The organism is Allocoprobacillus halotolerans, from assembly GCF_024399475.1.
GTDB lineage: Bacteria > Bacillota_I > Bacilli_A > Erysipelotrichales > Coprobacillaceae > Allocoprobacillus > Allocoprobacillus halotolerans.
In genome coordinates, this window is the sequence record NZ_CP101620.1 from 847,689 (window position 1) to 864,450 (window position 16,762).

The window sequence follows — 16,762 nt, forward strand, 5'->3', positions numbered from 1 at the left end:
TCTTTGCTTAATTTTCACTTTCTAAACGTAATTCATCTTCTTTATTTTGTTGTTTTTCATAAGCCATGACAAAAGGCATATAAATAAGTGTTGAAATAATAACTGCTATAATTTGTATGAGCCCACCCATAAAGTTTCCGCCAGATGCAAAAAATCCAAATAAAAATGGTGGCATTGTCCAAGGTAATTGAATGTAATAAACCGGACATAATCCAATGAATGTCATAAAATATCCAAATAAAATACATACAATTGGTGCTAAAATAAATGGAATAATTAAAATTGGATTCAAAACAATAGGAACACCGAAAATATTGACTTCAACAATATTAAATAAGTTTGGAACAATAGCGACTTTCGCAATCGCTCTATTATCTGCACGTTTTCCTACTAAGAAAATGGCTAATGTTAATGCTAAACCAAAGCCTGTACCACCTGTACATAAGAATATTCTAAAGAATACCCAGTTAATAATATTAGTAGCTTCTCCACCAGCTTGTACCATTGTTAAGTTTTCTAATAATAAAGCTGTCATTAATGGATTTAAAATACCACTGACCATACTTTCTCCATGAATACCAACTGACCAGAACAACAAAATTAAAAAAGCAAATACTAAGAAACCTGGAAGTGATCCACCAATTCCCATAAGTGGCTGTTGAATAAATTTTGAAATTAAATCGTTTAAATATAAACCACCTGTCAATAAATTCACTGCCAATCCAACAAATGATATAATCACAACTGAAAGACCGGCTGGAATTAAATCTTCAAAAGATTTTGAAATTCCCGGAGGAACCTGTTCAGGCATTTTAATTTTTAGTTGTTCGACTTGACATAATTTTGAAAAAATAGTCACCACAACAATTGTTACAATCATCGCTGTAAACATACCTTTAGAACTTAAATTATTTTCAAAGATACCTTTGATAGTTGCTAAAACTTCACCTTCATCATTTGTCACAATATTTTGTATAGGCGAAACAATAAATACGCTTAGTACTGCTAATAAACCTGCAAATGTTGTTCTCACACCATTTTCTTTCCCTAATTCTATCCCCATAAATAATGCAATACCAATAGAAATACATCCAATTGTACAGAAGTTCACCGCTGTAAAAGCTGGATTTAAGAAATCTAATTTCATGATTGGTTCCCATAAGGCCCCTAAACCATTTTGATTATTACAAATAACAGCTGTCCATAATGTCGCAATCGCTCCAATAATTGTAAATGGCATAAACTGTTGAAATGCACTACGAATAACTTTTAAAATTTTAATTTTTGTGACTTTTTGTCCAAAATTAATTAAATGATTTGAAAATGTATCCATTTTTTCTTCCTTTCCTTTTTATATTTTCTTTCTAAACATTTCAGTAAGGCTTTTGATATTATCAAGCTTATTAAAAATAAGTATTATGAATGAAACATTTCTGTATCGCTATCAAACTGAATTCCTGCCTGTTTTCTTGCTTCCTGCATCAATTCACTAGCAATAGATGAAATTATCAACATTTCATTTGCACGATCATAATCTTTCTGTTCAATGATAGAAATAAATTCTTTAAATTCATAATACAAACGATGTTTATTTTCATCAAAATGATATGTTTGTTTTTCTTGATCATGAAGCATGACATCATATTCCATAAATGAATTAACTGGCTTATGTAAAACAATGCATCCTTGATCTCCTTGTATTAAAGATGTAATCGGTGCTTTACAATCTTTTGCGCCAATACAAATAACTTTAAATGAGTCATAATCCAATGTTAAAATACCACTTGTATCAATATGTCTTTCAATATTTGCCAAATATGTGACTTTTTGTGGTTTACCAAACAGTCCAACAACAAAATGTATATTATAAACATTAATATCCATCAATGCCCCACCTGATTTATGATAATCAAAGGCTGGTAATACTGTTCCTGATTTAAAGGCATTATATCTTGAGGAATATTGACTATAATTCAAAGAAATGATTTTTAATTGCCCTAATTTTGGGAGGATGTTTTTCATGGACTGATAAGCTGGTAAATAATGAATATTCATAGCTTCTAAAATAATCAATTTTCTTTGATTTGCAATATCTATCAAATCTTGTAATTCTTTGTAGTTGGATGTGATTGGCTTTTCAATAATCACATGTTTGTCATGAAGCAATGCCTGTTTTGCAAACATATAATGTAAATGGTTTGGTAAAGCAACATAAATTGTATCTACATCACTTTTCAGCATTTCTTGATAATCATAAAAACATTTTTCTAGACTGTATTTTTTAGCAAGTTCTTCAGTTTCTTCTTTTGTCTGATCTGTTCCTAAAATATATATTTTTTCAAATTCTAATAAATCAATAGTCTTTAATAACGCTTTGACTATCATCCCCGTTCCTAAAATTCCTACTTTCATATGGCCTCCTTCTTTCTATCTTTTCCTTACTGCACCTTCATTTTATCAAACAAAAAAATAAATAAAAGCGTTTACAAAAGTATAGAAACATTAGTCTTTTCTTTTGTCATACAAGATAAAAAAAGAAGACTTTTAGTTCAAAAAGTCTTTTTCCCTTCGTTAATTTTAGAAAAAATAATACTGTAAAGAATATTTAATATATATGTAAATGCAATTTGAGAATAAAATGTTGTAATTTTCATTTCATTTTCTTTAGGTGGAATAATAATAGAATAATGTCCATATTTACTCACTGGACTCTTTTCATTGGATGTTAAAGCAATAATTTGACACCCTGTTTTTTTAACTTCTCTTAAACATTGATTCACCTTTGGCGTATTTCCTCTATAACTCACAAAAATCACACAATCGTCTGGTTTTAAATTCTTAGAAAAAGAAAGTTCTTCATTATTATCAGTCATCACAATACAATAAATACCAATTTTGACAAGTTTATTAATGAAACCAGTTGCTGATATTTTTGAATCACCCATTGCAGCTATAAAAACATATCGACTTTTTAAAATAACATCACTCACTTCATCAAGCACATTTCTGTCTAAACAAGAATTAATCAGATTAATAGTATTTTTATGTAAAGAAGACATATTTTCAATAATGGCTTCTATGGATTCATTATGATGAAACGGTACACTATAATCAACTTCTTTTTTCAAATACTTTCCTGCTTCCATTTCTTTAAATAAAGCATATTTAAAATCTTTAAACCCATTTGTACCTAATTTTTTACATATACGAATGATTGTTGCATTAGAAGAATAAGTAACTTTTGCAAGTTCTTGAATAGACATATGGATGATTTGTTCCATATTATCTGTCATATAATTTAAGACTGATAGTTCAACAGCTGTAAAAAGTTGTGTGTCTGACATTTTTTCTATAAGTCCCACTTGACTCATCCTCCTTTGATTCTTCTTTTCATAAACCTTATAAACTATTTTTCTTCATCTATCACAACAATCTCTTTTTTATGTCTATGCTTTAAATATTTTAAAATTGTCTGATCTTTTAATTCTATTTGAATATGTTGTGATTTTAAAAATCTATTCATTACAAATGCTTCATCATCTCGTAAGCAATCTATCCAGTTTGAAGCATCAACACTTAAAATCAAACGTAAAAATACAACAAGAAATACGAGTATCGCAGCGAATATAAAAAAGATAAATGCTAAAGGATAGATATGTTGTTGTATAAAGAAGATGAAAAAAACTATCAAAATAATTGAAACTGCAATAAAAACATTAAGCATAATGTTCCCAGTGATTGCTAATAATTGCTTTATTTCATTGCAGAGATTATAGACTTCTTTAGTATCTTTAATAATACGCTCCAATGCTGGTTCTTGACTTCCTCTTATTGCTATAATAATTTCTGATTCATATTCAAACATTTTTTTCATCCTCTATCATATAAGTCATTATAACTTAATCAATGACTTTTAGGCAATATAAAACTCTACAATTACCTATTCTATATAATTATCTATTCTATTCTCTTATATAAAATAAAAAGCAATGAATTAATAAGCATCATTACTTTTTAAGTATTTATCATATACAGGAAACAGAAAAAACATAGGTTGTTCTATCAAGTGCATAATTTTCTTCAGTATTACACAGAATACAAGAAATGCCATTTTGATATTTGCTGTGTTTTTAAATCAGATCAAAACTTTTAACATCATTCTTATCAAATCTCACACCTTTTTTGATTTCAATACAATGAATATTTAAGTCTTCTACAAGTACATGATCGATTTCATTTTGTTCTTTATCACGATAATAATAAGCAGGCATATTCATTCCATTATTCTCATAAGATTTTTTAATTTCATTGATAACATAAGTTTCCATAAAAGCACCAGCAAGATTACTGATTAATAAGTTTTCAGAACTGTAAATCTTAGTAAGATAAACCACAAGACCTGTATCTGTAAAATAAAGTTTAAGAGCCTTCACAATCCTTTTTGATAACTTTTCTTCACTATATGGTTGAAGCAAATAAAGAATTCCACTTGTTTCAAGGATAGACATCCAGTTTTTGATTGTTTTCACATCTACCTCCCCCAATATTTCTAGAAATTTGTGAGTAATTAACCTGTTGTGAAGTCAATGTTGCAATATGTTGTAAAAAATTATGAAATCTAAGTTTATCTTTTAAATTAATAAGTTCACTAATATCTCTATCAAGATAAGTTGTCACATAATCTCGATAATACTGTTGAGTTGGAATATTTGGATTACGCAATAATTCAGGATAAATCCCTCTCACTATCATTTGAAATAAATCATTGACAGGGATAGCATTTATTTTCTGTTGTAATATCTCAAATGATGGAACAAATGGTTGTTCTTCTCTACCGATAATTTCATTATAGCTTAATGGATTCATTGAAAAAATGGTCGCTCTCCCAGCTAATGATTGTGTAACACCTCTCATTAAAGAAAAAGACTGTGAACCAGTAAGGACAAACATTCCATTAGCACTGCCACCTTCAAGCCTTTTTTTATTAACAATTGATTCAATAACTTCCATTAAAACAGGAGCATATTGAATTTCATCAATAACAAGAGGATATCCATAACGTTGAATAAAAATTATGGATTAGTTAATGCCTCATTTCTTTTTTCTATATCATCAAGAGAAACTTAATGAAAACCATGGGTTTCTACAAGACGATAAACTTCAATTGTCTTTCCCACTAACTTAGGTCCTGTCACAATAACAATTGGATTAAGTTCTAATGACTGCTCAATTTTATTAAAGACAGTTCTTTTGTACACCAGGCATTTCTCCTTTCGATAGATTTACAAATCAATTCCAAATATTTATAAATATATTTTACTCGTTATAATTAATAATAAGCAATCTTTATTATTATGATAAAAATGGCCCTCCTTTTTTCACTTATCCAAATAAAGAGCTTCATTTCAAATCAATATTTTAATAAATAAACAAAACAACAATTGTATACACGATTAATGTGATAATCATATAGAGTGAGATAAAAGTGACTGAAAATCACCATCTTCTTGAGTCTGATTAAGTGGAGATATAATCATAGGAACTGCAAAACCTGTTGGACACATAAAATAGATAAGCACCGCAATCATATAAACCTTTTCTGCCATAAGTTGTGGAAATAATACAAAGAAACCAACAATAATCAAAGCAAACACAATCACTCTTACACATAGTAACTTCAATAAAATAGGTAAAGTTTCTTTTTTGATCTTAAGATTATAACCAATAATAAATAATATCATTCCTACAATGGGTCCTGTTGCCTGATTCACTGTATTGGTATAAATATCAAATAATGCTGTATGACTTAAATATTCATAACAACCCATCATATTTAATATTAAAGCAAGTATAACCGCAGTTACAAAAGAATTAGTAAAGATTGTTTTTAAGAGTTGTCTCATGCTTGTTTTTCCTGCACTTGCTTTAGCCACCATAATAGGCATCACTACAAAAGCAATCAATGTTCCCGCAATATCAAAAATGACTGTATTGCTGGCATAACTTAATCCTACAATGGATGTATAAAGTGGTAAAGCGACATTTCCACCTTCACAAGTGGTGAGTAGATATGGAGAAATATGTGCGAATCTTTTACCCGTTAAAGGACTGATCCATTTTCCAATAACCATTCCTAAAACAAACACAATAAAAACATAAAGAATAATCCAAATGACTGATAATTCAATTTGTGTAGTGAAAAGTACATTAAAAATCATGATAGGAAATAAAATATTAAAAATAATATAATTAGCTCCCTCTTTTTGTTCTGGTGTTACCCATCCTTTGATACGTGCCAATGCCCCAAGCCCAATCATAAAAAAGACAGGAAATAATGTTGATAAAGCTGTCATGTTTATACCCCTTTCTGTTATTTTTGATAGTTTTATCTTAACAATTTCATTTTTGTTTGAAAAGAAGGCACTTTTTTGTCTGTTAGTTACCTTTTGGTTAGAAACATGTCTTCTTTTCTTTCAAACATATTATATAAAAGGATATTGATATATATCAAATACTTATATTTTATATCTTCCTATACTTGTTAAGCATATTAAAAACAACTATAATAAAAGTAGGTGATGAATATGGAATTACGCGTCTTACAATATTTTTTAGCTATCGCAAGAGAAGAAAGCATTTCTAAAGCCGCTGAAGTTTTACACATTACACAACCCACACTCTCTAGACAAATTAAGGAATTGGAAGAAGAATTTCAAAAGCAGTTATTTATTCGTGGTAATCGTAAAATCACATTAACGAAAGATGGCATTTTATTAAAACAATATGCCCAAGAGATTTTAAACCTCACTGAAAAAGCCCAACGTGAATTATTAAAAGATCAAGAAGAACTAGCTGGAGATATTTATATTGGTGGTGGAGAAAGTGCAACAATGCGTTTAATTATGCGTGTGATTGTGAAAATGCAAAAAATGTATCCTCAAGTCCATTTCCATCTTTTTAGTGGAAATGCACAAGATGTTGCTGATAAATTGGATAGTGGATTACTCGATTTTGGTATCTTCTTTGATCCTGTTAATCTATCTCAATTTGATTATTTTACCCTTCCAGGTAAAGAAACCATGGGAGTTTTGATGCGAAAAGATTCATTGCTTGCTAAATATGATGAAATAACACCAGATTTATTAAAGAATGAATCTATTATTTTATCTGAACAATATATTGTGAAAAATGAAATTGCTGGTTGGATTGGTGGTAATGAAAGAAAGTTGAATATTCAAGTGACTTATAATTTAATTAACAATCCTGCTTTACTTGTTGAAGAAGGTGGTGGCTATGCTTTAACATTTGGAAATATCATTCAACTTCATGATGATAGTCCTTTATGTTTTAAACCACTTTCTCCTCGATTAGAAGAAGGTATTCATATCGCATGGAAAAAATATCATGTCTTCTCTAAACAATCAGAAACTTTTTTAGAATTATTAAAAGAAGAAGTGAAAGAGGTTTAAAAAAGTCTTATTTCTTAAAGAAATAGGACTTTTTTAATGAATATAATTAGGCAATAAAGATAACGACTAATGTATAAACAATCAATGTGACTATCATAAACATCGATACAAAGGCACTTGTAAAGGCGGCATCTTCTTCATTTTTATATAATGGTGCAATCACTGGCATCAATCCAAATCCTGTTGGACACATGAAATAGATAATCGGTGCCATCATGAATGTCTTGTCTGACATCTGCGCCGGAAATAAAATAAAGAATCCTACAATCACCAATGCATAGTAAACAAATTTGATAGACATCAGTTTTAAGATTGGCACGATTGTCTTTCTGTCAACCTTTAAATCATAGCCAAGTATAAATAAGATCATTGATACAATAGGTGCTGTTGCCTGTGATAATGTCTTTGTAATCATTTCACCTAGTGCTAAGTTCATTAGCCATGCATAGCCACCAGTTAGATTCAAAGCCAATCCTAATATCACTGCAATCACAAATGAATTGGTCAAAATATCTTTTATCATTTCTTTTGGAGAAGAACTTGTTGATGCTTCTTTAGCGACAAGGATTGGGAAGATAATAAAGCATAGAACTGTACCGGCAATATCAAAGATAACTGTATTGCTGGAAGTCCCCACAATAGAAAGATATAAAGGCAAAGCGACATTTCCACCTTCAACAGCTGTCAAAAGATAAGGCGAAAAGTGGGCATACTGCTTACCAGCGATTGGAGCAAGAAGTTTTCCAACAATTAATGCAAGAACATAAATAACAAAGACATAGAGAATAATCTGGATATGTGATATTTCAAAACGAGCTGTACACATCAGATTGAATACTAAGATAGGGAAAAGAATTTTAAAGATAATGGTATTGGCACCAGCTTTTTGTTCTGGTGAAATCCAACCTTTCACACGAGAAATAAAACCAAGTGCTAACATAAAGAATACCGGGAATAGTGTTGTTAATGCGGCCATAAAAGTTCTCCTTTCACGATGGAATTACAATCCATCTTTTTTCAATATAATATTTCATTACTTCTTCAATTGTTTCCCACGTTGTATAACGAGGTTTGTATTCTAATAATTTTTGAGCCTTTTCAATGCTGTAATATCCACTTCTTGCAATATGATAAAAACAATCATCTATCAATTCATCTTTGCCTAGATATTCACAAAATTTTTCCCATAAGAGAAAACCAATTTGAAGTTTTTGATGAAAGTATTGATAAAGTGATAAAGCATAACCATATAATGTCATTGATTCTTTCGAAACAGCATAAAAGCTTTCACCAAGTGCCTGCTTTCTGAAGTGAACCCAATTTGTTGGACACTTATTTAAATTTATTTTTAAGCAGTTAATAGGGATTGGTTCCTGTATTGTACAGGTGTCAGTCCTTTTAATTTTTCTGTAATTCTTTGAGTATTATAATACTCAATATATTCTTCCATTGCAATCTTTAAATCTTCCAATGTTTCAAAAGTATATTCATATCCATAAAACATCTCATTTTTCATCTTTCCAAAGAAGTTCTCCATTGGTGAATTGTCTAAACAGTTTCCTTTTCTTGACATGGACTGTTGAATACCCTTTTCTTCCAGCATTTTATGATATGGCTACATCTGATATTGCCATCCCTGATCAGAATGAAAGATGAGATTATCCAATTTATCATACTTATCAAAGGCTTTGTTCAGCATATCTTTGATTTGTTCAAAATTTGGGCTTGCTGATATATTGAAAGATACTATCTCTCGATTATGCAAATCCATAATTGGTGATAGATACAGTTTTCCTGCTGCAATACGAAATTCCGATACATCTGTTGACCATATTTCATTGCACCCTGCTGTACTGAAGTTCCTTTTATAGTATGTTCTGTGATTTTCTTCGTCAATGACTTTATCAAGTAACAGATTTTTTACTGTGCCATTCATATCGCCCTTATATGATTTGTATTTCGCTTTTGGTGTTTTGGCATACAGGCCCATTACAGACATCAATCGTTTTACTTTCTTGTGATTGACTACATAGCCCATATTTCTTAATTCCAAAGCCACTCTACGATAGCCATAGCATTCTTTATGTGTATAAAATATATTAATGATAACGTTCATGATTTCATCATTTTTCATATCCTTATGCGTCTTAGATAACGTGTAGTAATATGTTGAACGTTTTAGACCAGATATCTCAAGAAGAATCTTTAATGGGTATTAACGCTGCAGTTCATAGACTACCATTACTTTTTCTTTGGTTGTCGATTCTTCCTTGCCTGAACTGCAGCTCTCAATTTTTTTAGGTATTCATTCTCCACTTCCAAATATAGATTTCTGTTTTCAAGATATTTGATTTTTTCTTCAGGTGTCATGTCTTCGTATTTTTTGTTTATTTTCTTCTGCCTGTTCATAGCAGATGATCTTCCTCTCTTTTTCTCTACTATAACATATCCGTTCTCTTTATACGAGTTAATCCAGTTAGATAACAACTCCTTATTAGGCAATCCATATTCAATAGCCGTGCTAACAATTGATTGACCATCTACAAGTACCTTATTAATGATTTCTACTTTTAATTTTGGTGAATAATAATTATTTTTTCTTTTCTGAGAATATCAAAACCATGTCTGTCTATCAGTCTAATTAAATAGTTAATACCAGTGGCATTTATTTGATATTCTTTAGATAGTGATGATACAGTACATCCTTTCTTTCGTTTTTCATATAATTCTATTTTTTGATCTCTTGTCAGTTTTGCCATAATAAAAATGAACCTCCTTTATTCAGGTGTCCAAATAACGGGGTTCATTTCATTCATCAAGGCTTTTCATTATAAATTATTCACCGATTTATAATAGTGATATTATTTCCAATAGTATTATTTGTTTTTCATATTATTTCTAACATTCTTTGCATCATTTATTTCTTTTTAAATATTTTTTTAATCTCAAATAATATTATTTTAATATAAAGATATACAATTATTTTCAGATTACCATATGCAACACAGCCAAAAATTTTATTTACACACCACATTAATATCTTTTACTAGTAATCTACTTATATACACTTATATTTTTTCAATCTGAATAATTAACAAGTATATATACAATGTTTAAGAATTAAACATTGTATCTTTTTTTATTCTTAAAACTTTGGTTTCATATTTATTTAGAATGATTTTTCCTTCAATATCAATATGATTAATTATATCAGTTGATTTTTTGGTTATTTCTATCTTCTTTTCTTCTTCAGAAAAATTCATTATAAAACAATAATTGTATTGATCATCAAATCTTACTTGAACAGAAACTTCTTGATCACAGATAACATATTTTTGCTTATACTGATTTGCAATTTGAGAATAAAAATCATGTAGAAAATCATCTTTCATCCTAGCAGCCATATAATACGCTTGCCCATTTCCATATGCATTAACAGTTAATGCAGGGGTATGAGCGTAAAAATCTTTTTGATATTCTCCTAGACTCGTCGCATTATGTAGTTCAATAATAGATTGATATTGTTTGGTTTGATATACTTTATCCTGATAAACTATTTCATTATATTCATTATCAAAATAATTATCTAACTCAAGTACTTTTATTCCAAATAATTCTTGTAATTGTTGAGGCCATCCACCAATATACAATACATCCCGCGAATCTGCTAGTCCTGTAAAATATGTTGATACAAGTTTTCCTCCTTGCTTAACATAATCTTTAAATTTATTCATCGTTTCTGCTTCAATCATATAAAGCATTGGTGCAATAATTATTTCATATTGACTAAAATCTTTATCCTTAGTCAACAAATCTACAGGTATATCATTTTCCCAAAAATAGTTGTAATGCTCTTGTAATGTTTGAAAATATCTTTTATTTTTTCTACAAAATGCATTTTCTCTTTTTAATGCCCATAAGTTTTCCCAGTCTATAAGTATTGCAACGCGAGACTGTTTTTTTGTTCCTTTTATGTCTTTTAACAATAATAACATCTCACCATATTTTTTTACTTCTTTAAAAACTCTATTCTCGTTCGAATTATCATGATCTATAACTGCGCCATGATATTTTTCTGAATTTCCACGAGCTCTTCTAATTTGAAAATATAATGTACTGTCTGAACCATGAGCAATTTGTTGCATTGAACTCAATATATGCATTCCTGGTCTCTTTGATTTATTTAAAGTATGCCAATTCACACAACTTGGTGTACATTCCATAATTAAAAATGGTTTATTTTTAAGGGAGTAGTATAAATCATGAATGAAAGCTGTTTTCATTGCTGTTTTTGATACTGGCTCAAAATTATTATGCCAATCTGGATAACTGTCCCAACTAACAACATCTAATGATTTTGCAAATTTTGCATAATCTATCCCTTCCAGTGGTATAAAGTCATTTGTTGAATGTCCTTCGGCCATAAAGTTTGTCGTCACAGGGATATGTGGTGTAATTTCTTTTATTGTTTTGATTTCATGTTCGAAGAAATCTATTGTCATATCACTACAAAATCTGCGCCAATCAATATCCATACTATGAACTTTATTTTCTCCCAATGGCGATGGGGGAACAACTTGATTCCAATCTGTTATAGTATTTGACCAAAAAACCATATTCCAAGCAGCATTCAGTGCCTCTAAGGTTTTGTATTTATTTTGCAACCATTTACGCCAATTTTCTTGACATTGATCACAAAAACATTCTCCCGAATATTCATTAGATATATGCCACATAATCAATGATTTTCTATGACCATATCTTTTTGCTAAGATAGTATTAATATTTTCTACTTTGTTGCGATAGATTTTTGATGAATAACAATGATTGTGTCTAAAACCATGATGATGTCTCCTACCATATTCGTCTACTCTATTCACTTCTTCATATTTTTGTGACATCCATCTTGGGCGACCACCACTTGGTGTTGCCAAAATGACATATCCATTTCTTTTTTCCATTTCGTCAAAAACTTTATCAAGCCATGCAAAATTATAGTGTCCTTCTTGGGGTTCTAATGTTGACCATGAAAAGATTCCAACTGTCACTGTATTGATGTGTGCCTCTTCCATCAAACGTAAATCATCTTCTAATATTTGAGGACAATCTAACCATTGCTCGGGGTTATAATCTCCACCATGTAAAATTTGTTTTACATTGTTATAACTCATTTATTTCACCTTCTTTATCCTAAATAAATATGCTTGATAATCACCTGATAACTGTGCCATTTCATGATTAGCACAATTGAATTGGTAAGGTAATTTTAACCCTATATTTCTTAGAATTTCACCAGATAATATATATTCATCATTAATAAGATATGTCCCATTTTTTATAAATGGCAGTTTTAAATATTCATAAGGTGTATCATTTGGCTTAGTAAGAATTCTGTAAAAACCGACAACAACTTCTTCTTCACCTTCTATTGCCCAAGCAATTTTATTCATATCTTCTTCAAATGGCGATATAAGTCTGTAAAATTGATTTTGAGATATCAAATATCGTATTTCTTTATATTCTTGTATTTGTTTTTTAACTGCTTCAATTTCTTCTTGATTTAACTCATTGATATCCAATTCATATCCCAAGCATCCAAATAAAGCAACAAGATAACGTGTTTGCAAAGGAGTATTCCTTAATGTTTGATGATTTGGTGTTATTGAGACATGATTACTTAATGAAGAAATAGGATATGCTAAACTTGTTCCATATTGAATTTTCAATCTTTCAATAGCATCACTATCATCACTAACCCAAATATATGGACTATAATATAGAATACCTAAATCAAATCTTCCGCCCCCACCTGCACATCCTTCAATCAATAAATTTGGATACCGAGATGTTAGTCTTTCATATAAATCATATAATCCTAAAATATTTCTATGAAAAAATTCTCCTTGATTATAATTGTTTTTTTCTAAATAAGGTGAAAAAGCTTCAGTAATATTTCGGTTATAATCCCATTTTATATAATCAAGATTTGCTTCATCAATTACTGCAACCATTTGATTGTAAATATAATCTACAACTTCTGGATTAGAAAAATCTAAACAGTATTGATTTCTAGCTATAGATATCCTAGATAGAGAACGAGCAGCTACCCAATCAGGGTGGTCCTTTACCAATTGAGAACCTGGTGAAACCATTTCTGGTTCAAACCACATTCCTAACATCATTCCTAAACCATGAATTTTCTTTCCAAAAGCTTTGATGCCATCGGGAAATAATTCTTGACTAACTGTCCAATCTCCTAAACTACTTTGATCATTACGTCTATTAGAGAACCATCCGTCATCAATCACAAAGCATTCCATTCCAATATCTTTAGCTTTAACTGCTAAATCATATAATTTTTCTTGATTCATATCGAAATACATTGCTTCCCAACTGTTATAAACAATTGGTCTAGGTTTAGATAACCATTTAGAATCAATAATATGGTTTTCTATAAAACTTGCATATTCTCTAGATAAACCATCTAACCCTTCATTACTATAAGCCACAAGAACTTCTGGTGTTAAAAAATGACTTTCAGGTTTTAATTCCCAATTAAAATACTCCGGATTAATTCCTAACATCATACGTGTATAATCCCATTCATCAACTTCTACTTGTCCAATAAAGTTTCCAGAATATACAAGATTCATCCCATAACATTCACCACTGTTAATTGTTGCATTAACATGTTCTAATGCGATAAAAGGGTTTTGTTGGTGTGAACTTGCACCTTTTAAAGTGCCAACACTTACTTTCCCATGTTCTATGTTTTGTTTTTTTACATGCCTTTCTTTTAACCATGCTCCAGATAAATGCACAAATTTATAATCAGCATTATTTAAATCTAACACAGCAGAAATAGCTTTATCAATTGTATATGTTTTTTCACTTTTATTGAGAATTTCTTGGTTTCTCACAATAATATGACTATTTTCAAATATAGTATAATATTGTTTTACAACAACATCATAATTATAATCAATCATCTCAATAATCAATGTTTCAGCATCTGCACCATATGCTACTGGTAACCCTTTTTTCTATTTTTACCTTTAACAACAGAACAACTTTTATATTTTAAATCTAAATATAATGGTGTTGTTTGGTAATATAGTGAAAGTGCCCCATCTTTATAATCACTTGTACCAAATACTGGATATTCTTGGGGAATACATGATAATGAAAAATTACGATTATCTTTACTATATTTAACTGTTCCTGCTGCCTTATTATCGTCTCTTGTATAATAAGCCAAATCCTCTTTTGTTATGATATCAATTTTGTTTCCATAATACATATGGCCTAACTGTTTATTATCTAATAACTGTATAATGTAACTAATCTTGTTGTTAGATAAATGAAATAATACTTCATCCACAATATTAATCATTAGTTTTCCTCACTCAACAAAGACTCAACATATTGCATTCTTTTTTCATATTACGTTTATACATCCAATTATAGAAGAAACTTATTAAGTGAAAGTTCATTTCATTTCTCGTTTTGTTAAAATGATTTTCTTCTATATATGTAAGTCTTGTCTTTCCATTAAGATTTTCAAAAAGATAAGTAGTGACAATATCACCTTCATAATATTTTGTCACTACTTCCATATGTTGGTTGTCAATAAGCTTTCTTACACACATTTTTACAGGAATTTCTTTATTGGATGTTTTTGTATACATCTGTTTTTTTATTTCTATTCCTTCGGACAAATCTTTTATTGAATTATCATAATGTTGAAAAAACAATAATTGTTGTTCTTTTATTACTTTATAAACATCTTCTATCGGATATTGAAATTCATGTTCAAATGTTAATTGTTTGCTCATTGTACTCTCCTTTTAGTTTTCTAATTCTTTTTCTTCATTTAAATATTGCTTATCTAATAACTTTAAGAATGGATACCATATACAAACTCCAACTATCACGTTTACGATTTGTAATAATCCTCCACGAATAGATCCTGTTGCTAAAATACCAGATAAGAATACAGGGGTAGACCACACAATCGTTGCTCCATTTGTTTTTGGAACAATTCCAGTACTAATAGCAAAATACGAAATCGTTACCATTACTACTGGTGCTAAGATCCATGGTATAAAAATTGTTGGGTTTAATACAATTGGTAACCCAAATGTTAATGGTTCAGAGATATTAAAACTCGCAGGTGCAACTAAAAGTCTCATCGTTGTTTTTAAACGTTTTGATCTTGCTATTAAGATAATACACGCTAGTGCAATACCTAGCACAAGTCCACAGTCAACGAAAACCCCTTTGAAAGTACTTGTTAATACGTTTGGTAATTCTTGTCCATTACTAAATGCTGTAAAGTTTTCTAAACTTAATGCTGCATAAATTGGTTCAATTACTGAGTTAACAACAATTGTTCCATGGATTCCAAACCACCAAAAGAATTGAGTTAAAGCAACAACCAAAATAATTGCTGGTAAACTAGCACCAATTCCTTGTAAAGGAATTTGTAAACTTTTATAAACAAAATCTACTGCATTACCCCATTCAGTAAATGTAAATCCATATCTAATTACATTCATAACGAATAATGCTGCAGCTCCAGGAATAATTGTCTCAAATGATTTGGCAATAGCCGGTGGTACTGAAGCTGGCATTTTAATTTTAATGTCTGCATTTTCAATTCTACAGAATATTTCAGTTGATAAAACTGAGACAATCATACCAATAAACATACCTTCAGCTCCAAATTTTGATAATGGAATAATTCCTCCATTATCTCCCCATGTAATTGGAACTAACATCATGAAACTAGAAATAGCAATTGCACCAGCATATAAAGACGATTTTCCATAATTTTTTGCTAAATGATATGCAATACCAAACACCATAAATAAAGTACTGATATTCATAGTTGCATTTGCAACTGGTCCAAAGAAGTCATTCAAGAAAGTAAGTATTGCTTCTGGTAGAAATTGAGCAAAACCAAATGTAGTAGGTAAATTTTGTAAAATAATACAAATTGATGCAAACATAGTTGGTGGGAATGCAAGCATACACCCATCACGAACCGCAATTACATACTTATTTTCTGAAATCCACGTTGCAATTGGTAACATTTTTTCCATTAATTTATCATTAAAACTCATTTTATCTCTCCTCTTCTAGGTTAACGTTAACACATCAATTATTATATTTAAGTTTTATTTTTTTGTATATCAAATTGTGATATAATCATGGATAAATGTGACATGGGAGAAAAAGATATGAGAATTGAAACAAATGAAAATTTTTATAAAAACACTGATGCGCTTATA

15 protein-coding genes and 2 pseudogenes are annotated in these 16,762 nt (G+C 29.8%); 1 reads left to right on the top strand and 16 read right to left on the bottom strand.

Translation table 11 applies throughout. The annotated features are described in order from the left end of the window. Positions 1 to 7: 7 nt before the first annotated feature. The 8 genes from NMU03_RS05165 to NMU03_RS05200 all read right to left on the bottom strand — a co-directional run bounded on the left by NMU03_RS05165 (position 8) and on the right by NMU03_RS05200 (position 6,353). Positions 8 to 1,333, bottom strand: coding sequence for a PTS sugar transporter subunit IIC (locus NMU03_RS05165; protein ID WP_290141601.1), 1,326 nt, complete (start codon positions 1,331 to 1,333; stop codon positions 8 to 10). A gap of 83 nt (positions 1,334 to 1,416) precedes the next feature. Further along, positions 1,417 to 2,412 carry a Gfo/Idh/MocA family protein gene (locus NMU03_RS05170; protein WP_290141602.1) on the bottom strand — a complete coding sequence of 332 codons (996 nt, stop codon included), beginning with the start codon at positions 2,410 to 2,412 and terminating at the stop codon, positions 1,417 to 1,419. A 137-nt stretch (positions 2,413 to 2,549) separates the two neighbouring features. Beyond that, entirely contained in the window at positions 2,550 to 3,362 is an 813-nt protein-coding gene (locus NMU03_RS05175; RefSeq protein WP_290141603.1) for a MurR/RpiR family transcriptional regulator, read from the bottom strand. A gap of 44 nt (positions 3,363 to 3,406) precedes the next feature. After that, positions 3,407 to 3,865, bottom strand: a complete 459-nt coding sequence (locus NMU03_RS05180) for a hypothetical protein (RefSeq protein ID WP_290141604.1) — start codon at positions 3,863 to 3,865, stop codon at positions 3,407 to 3,409. A gap of 265 nt (positions 3,866 to 4,130) precedes the next feature. After that, positions 4,131 to 4,529, bottom strand: a complete 399-nt coding sequence (locus NMU03_RS05185) for a DUF4143 domain-containing protein (protein WP_290141605.1) — start codon at positions 4,527 to 4,529, stop codon at positions 4,131 to 4,133. Then, entirely contained in the window at positions 4,495 to 5,076 is a 582-nt protein-coding gene (locus tag NMU03_RS05190) for a DUF8612 domain-containing protein (RefSeq protein WP_435372945.1), read from the bottom strand. The genes NMU03_RS05185 and NMU03_RS05190 overlap by 35 nt, the downstream gene beginning before the upstream one ends. A gap of 47 nt (positions 5,077 to 5,123) precedes the next feature. Next, the gene (locus tag NMU03_RS05195) at positions 5,124 to 5,258 is read right to left on the bottom strand and encodes a hypothetical protein (RefSeq protein ID WP_290141607.1); all 135 of its coding nucleotides are present in this window, start codon (positions 5,256 to 5,258) and stop codon (positions 5,124 to 5,126) included. Positions 5,259 to 5,465: 207 nt separating this feature from the next. Beyond that, positions 5,466 to 6,353, bottom strand: coding sequence for an AEC family transporter (locus tag NMU03_RS05200; protein WP_290141608.1), 888 nt, complete (start codon positions 6,351 to 6,353; stop codon positions 5,466 to 5,468). A gap of 231 nt (positions 6,354 to 6,584) precedes the next feature. Here NMU03_RS05200 and NMU03_RS05205 point away from each other — a divergent pair, with 231 nt between their 5' ends. Further along, positions 6,585 to 7,469 (top strand): LysR family transcriptional regulator, encoded by an 885-nt coding sequence (locus NMU03_RS05205; protein WP_290141609.1) that lies wholly within the window; start codon positions 6,585 to 6,587, stop codon positions 7,467 to 7,469. A 46-nt stretch (positions 7,470 to 7,515) separates the two neighbouring features. On the opposite strand, the gene NMU03_RS05210 is transcribed toward NMU03_RS05205, so the two are convergent. From NMU03_RS05210 to NMU03_RS05245, 8 genes and pseudogenes are all read right to left on the bottom strand, one after another. Continuing rightward, positions 7,516 to 8,445: an AEC family transporter gene (locus NMU03_RS05210; protein ID WP_290141610.1), complete on the bottom strand. Its 930-nt coding sequence runs from the start codon at positions 8,443 to 8,445 to the stop codon at positions 7,516 to 7,518. A 13-nt stretch (positions 8,446 to 8,458) separates the two neighbouring features. Next, complete coding sequence (locus NMU03_RS05215; RefSeq protein ID WP_290141611.1) at positions 8,459 to 8,728, bottom strand: hypothetical protein; 270 nt, start codon at positions 8,726 to 8,728, stop codon at positions 8,459 to 8,461. Positions 8,729 to 8,817: 89 nt separating this feature from the next. Further along, positions 8,818 to 10,228 (bottom strand): annotated as a pseudogene (locus tag NMU03_RS05220) (IS3 family transposase). A 354-nt stretch (positions 10,229 to 10,582) separates the two neighbouring features. Next, positions 10,583 to 12,640, bottom strand: a complete 2,058-nt coding sequence (locus NMU03_RS05225; RefSeq protein WP_290141612.1) for a beta-galactosidase — start codon at positions 12,638 to 12,640, stop codon at positions 10,583 to 10,585. Continuing rightward, positions 12,641 to 14,056, bottom strand: a complete 1,416-nt coding sequence (locus NMU03_RS05230) for an alpha-galactosidase (RefSeq protein ID WP_353956685.1) — start codon at positions 14,054 to 14,056, stop codon at positions 12,641 to 12,643. 15 nt (positions 14,057 to 14,071) lie between these two features. Then, positions 14,072 to 14,862 (bottom strand): annotated as a pseudogene (locus NMU03_RS17580) (glycoside hydrolase family 36 N-terminal domain-containing protein); the annotation flags it as partial. Between the two features lie 13 nt (positions 14,863 to 14,875). Next, positions 14,876 to 15,304 (bottom strand): DUF3284 domain-containing protein, encoded by a 429-nt coding sequence (locus NMU03_RS05240; RefSeq protein WP_290141615.1) that lies wholly within the window; start codon positions 15,302 to 15,304, stop codon positions 14,876 to 14,878. Between the two features lie 12 nt (positions 15,305 to 15,316). Then, on the bottom strand, positions 15,317 to 16,594 hold the full coding sequence (locus tag NMU03_RS05245; RefSeq protein WP_353956658.1) for a PTS sugar transporter subunit IIC: 1,278 nt from the start codon (positions 16,592 to 16,594) through the stop codon (positions 15,317 to 15,319). Positions 16,595 to 16,762 lie beyond the last annotated feature (168 nt).

What these genes read in the sequence shown, in the direction of transcription:
- NMU03_RS05165 (WP_290141601.1), bottom strand. Translation starts at nt 1,333, where the DNA reads ATGGATACATTTTCAAATCATTTAATTAATTTTGGACAAAAAGTCACA.
- NMU03_RS05245 (WP_353956658.1), bottom strand. Translation starts at nt 16,594, where the DNA reads ATGAGTTTTAATGATAAATTAATGGAAAAAATGTTACCAATTGCAACG.
- NMU03_RS05180 (WP_290141604.1), bottom strand. Translation starts at nt 3,865, where the DNA reads ATGTTTGAATATGAATCAGAAATTATTATAGCAATAAGAGGAAGTCAA.
- NMU03_RS05225 (WP_290141612.1), bottom strand. Translation starts at nt 12,640, where the DNA reads ATGAGTTATAACAATGTAAAACAAATTTTACATGGTGGAGATTATAAC.
- NMU03_RS05210 (WP_290141610.1), bottom strand. Translation starts at nt 8,445, where the DNA reads ATGGCCGCATTAACAACACTATTCCCGGTATTCTTTATGTTAGCACTT.
- NMU03_RS05215 (WP_290141611.1), bottom strand. Translation starts at nt 8,728, where the DNA reads ATGACATTATATGGTTATGCTTTATCACTTTATCAATACTTTCATCAA.
- NMU03_RS05170 (WP_290141602.1), bottom strand. Translation starts at nt 2,412, where the DNA reads ATGAAAGTAGGAATTTTAGGAACGGGGATGATAGTCAAAGCGTTATTA.
- NMU03_RS05230 (WP_353956685.1), bottom strand. Translation starts at nt 14,056, where the DNA reads ATGATGTTAGGAATTAATCCGGAGTATTTTAATTGGGAATTAAAACCT.
- NMU03_RS05200 (WP_290141608.1), bottom strand. Translation starts at nt 6,353, where the DNA reads ATGACAGCTTTATCAACATTATTTCCTGTCTTTTTTATGATTGGGCTT.
- NMU03_RS05205 (WP_290141609.1), top strand. Translation starts at nt 6,585, where the DNA reads ATGGAATTACGCGTCTTACAATATTTTTTAGCTATCGCAAGAGAAGAA.
- NMU03_RS05240 (WP_290141615.1), bottom strand. Translation starts at nt 15,304, where the DNA reads ATGAGCAAACAATTAACATTTGAACATGAATTTCAATATCCGATAGAA.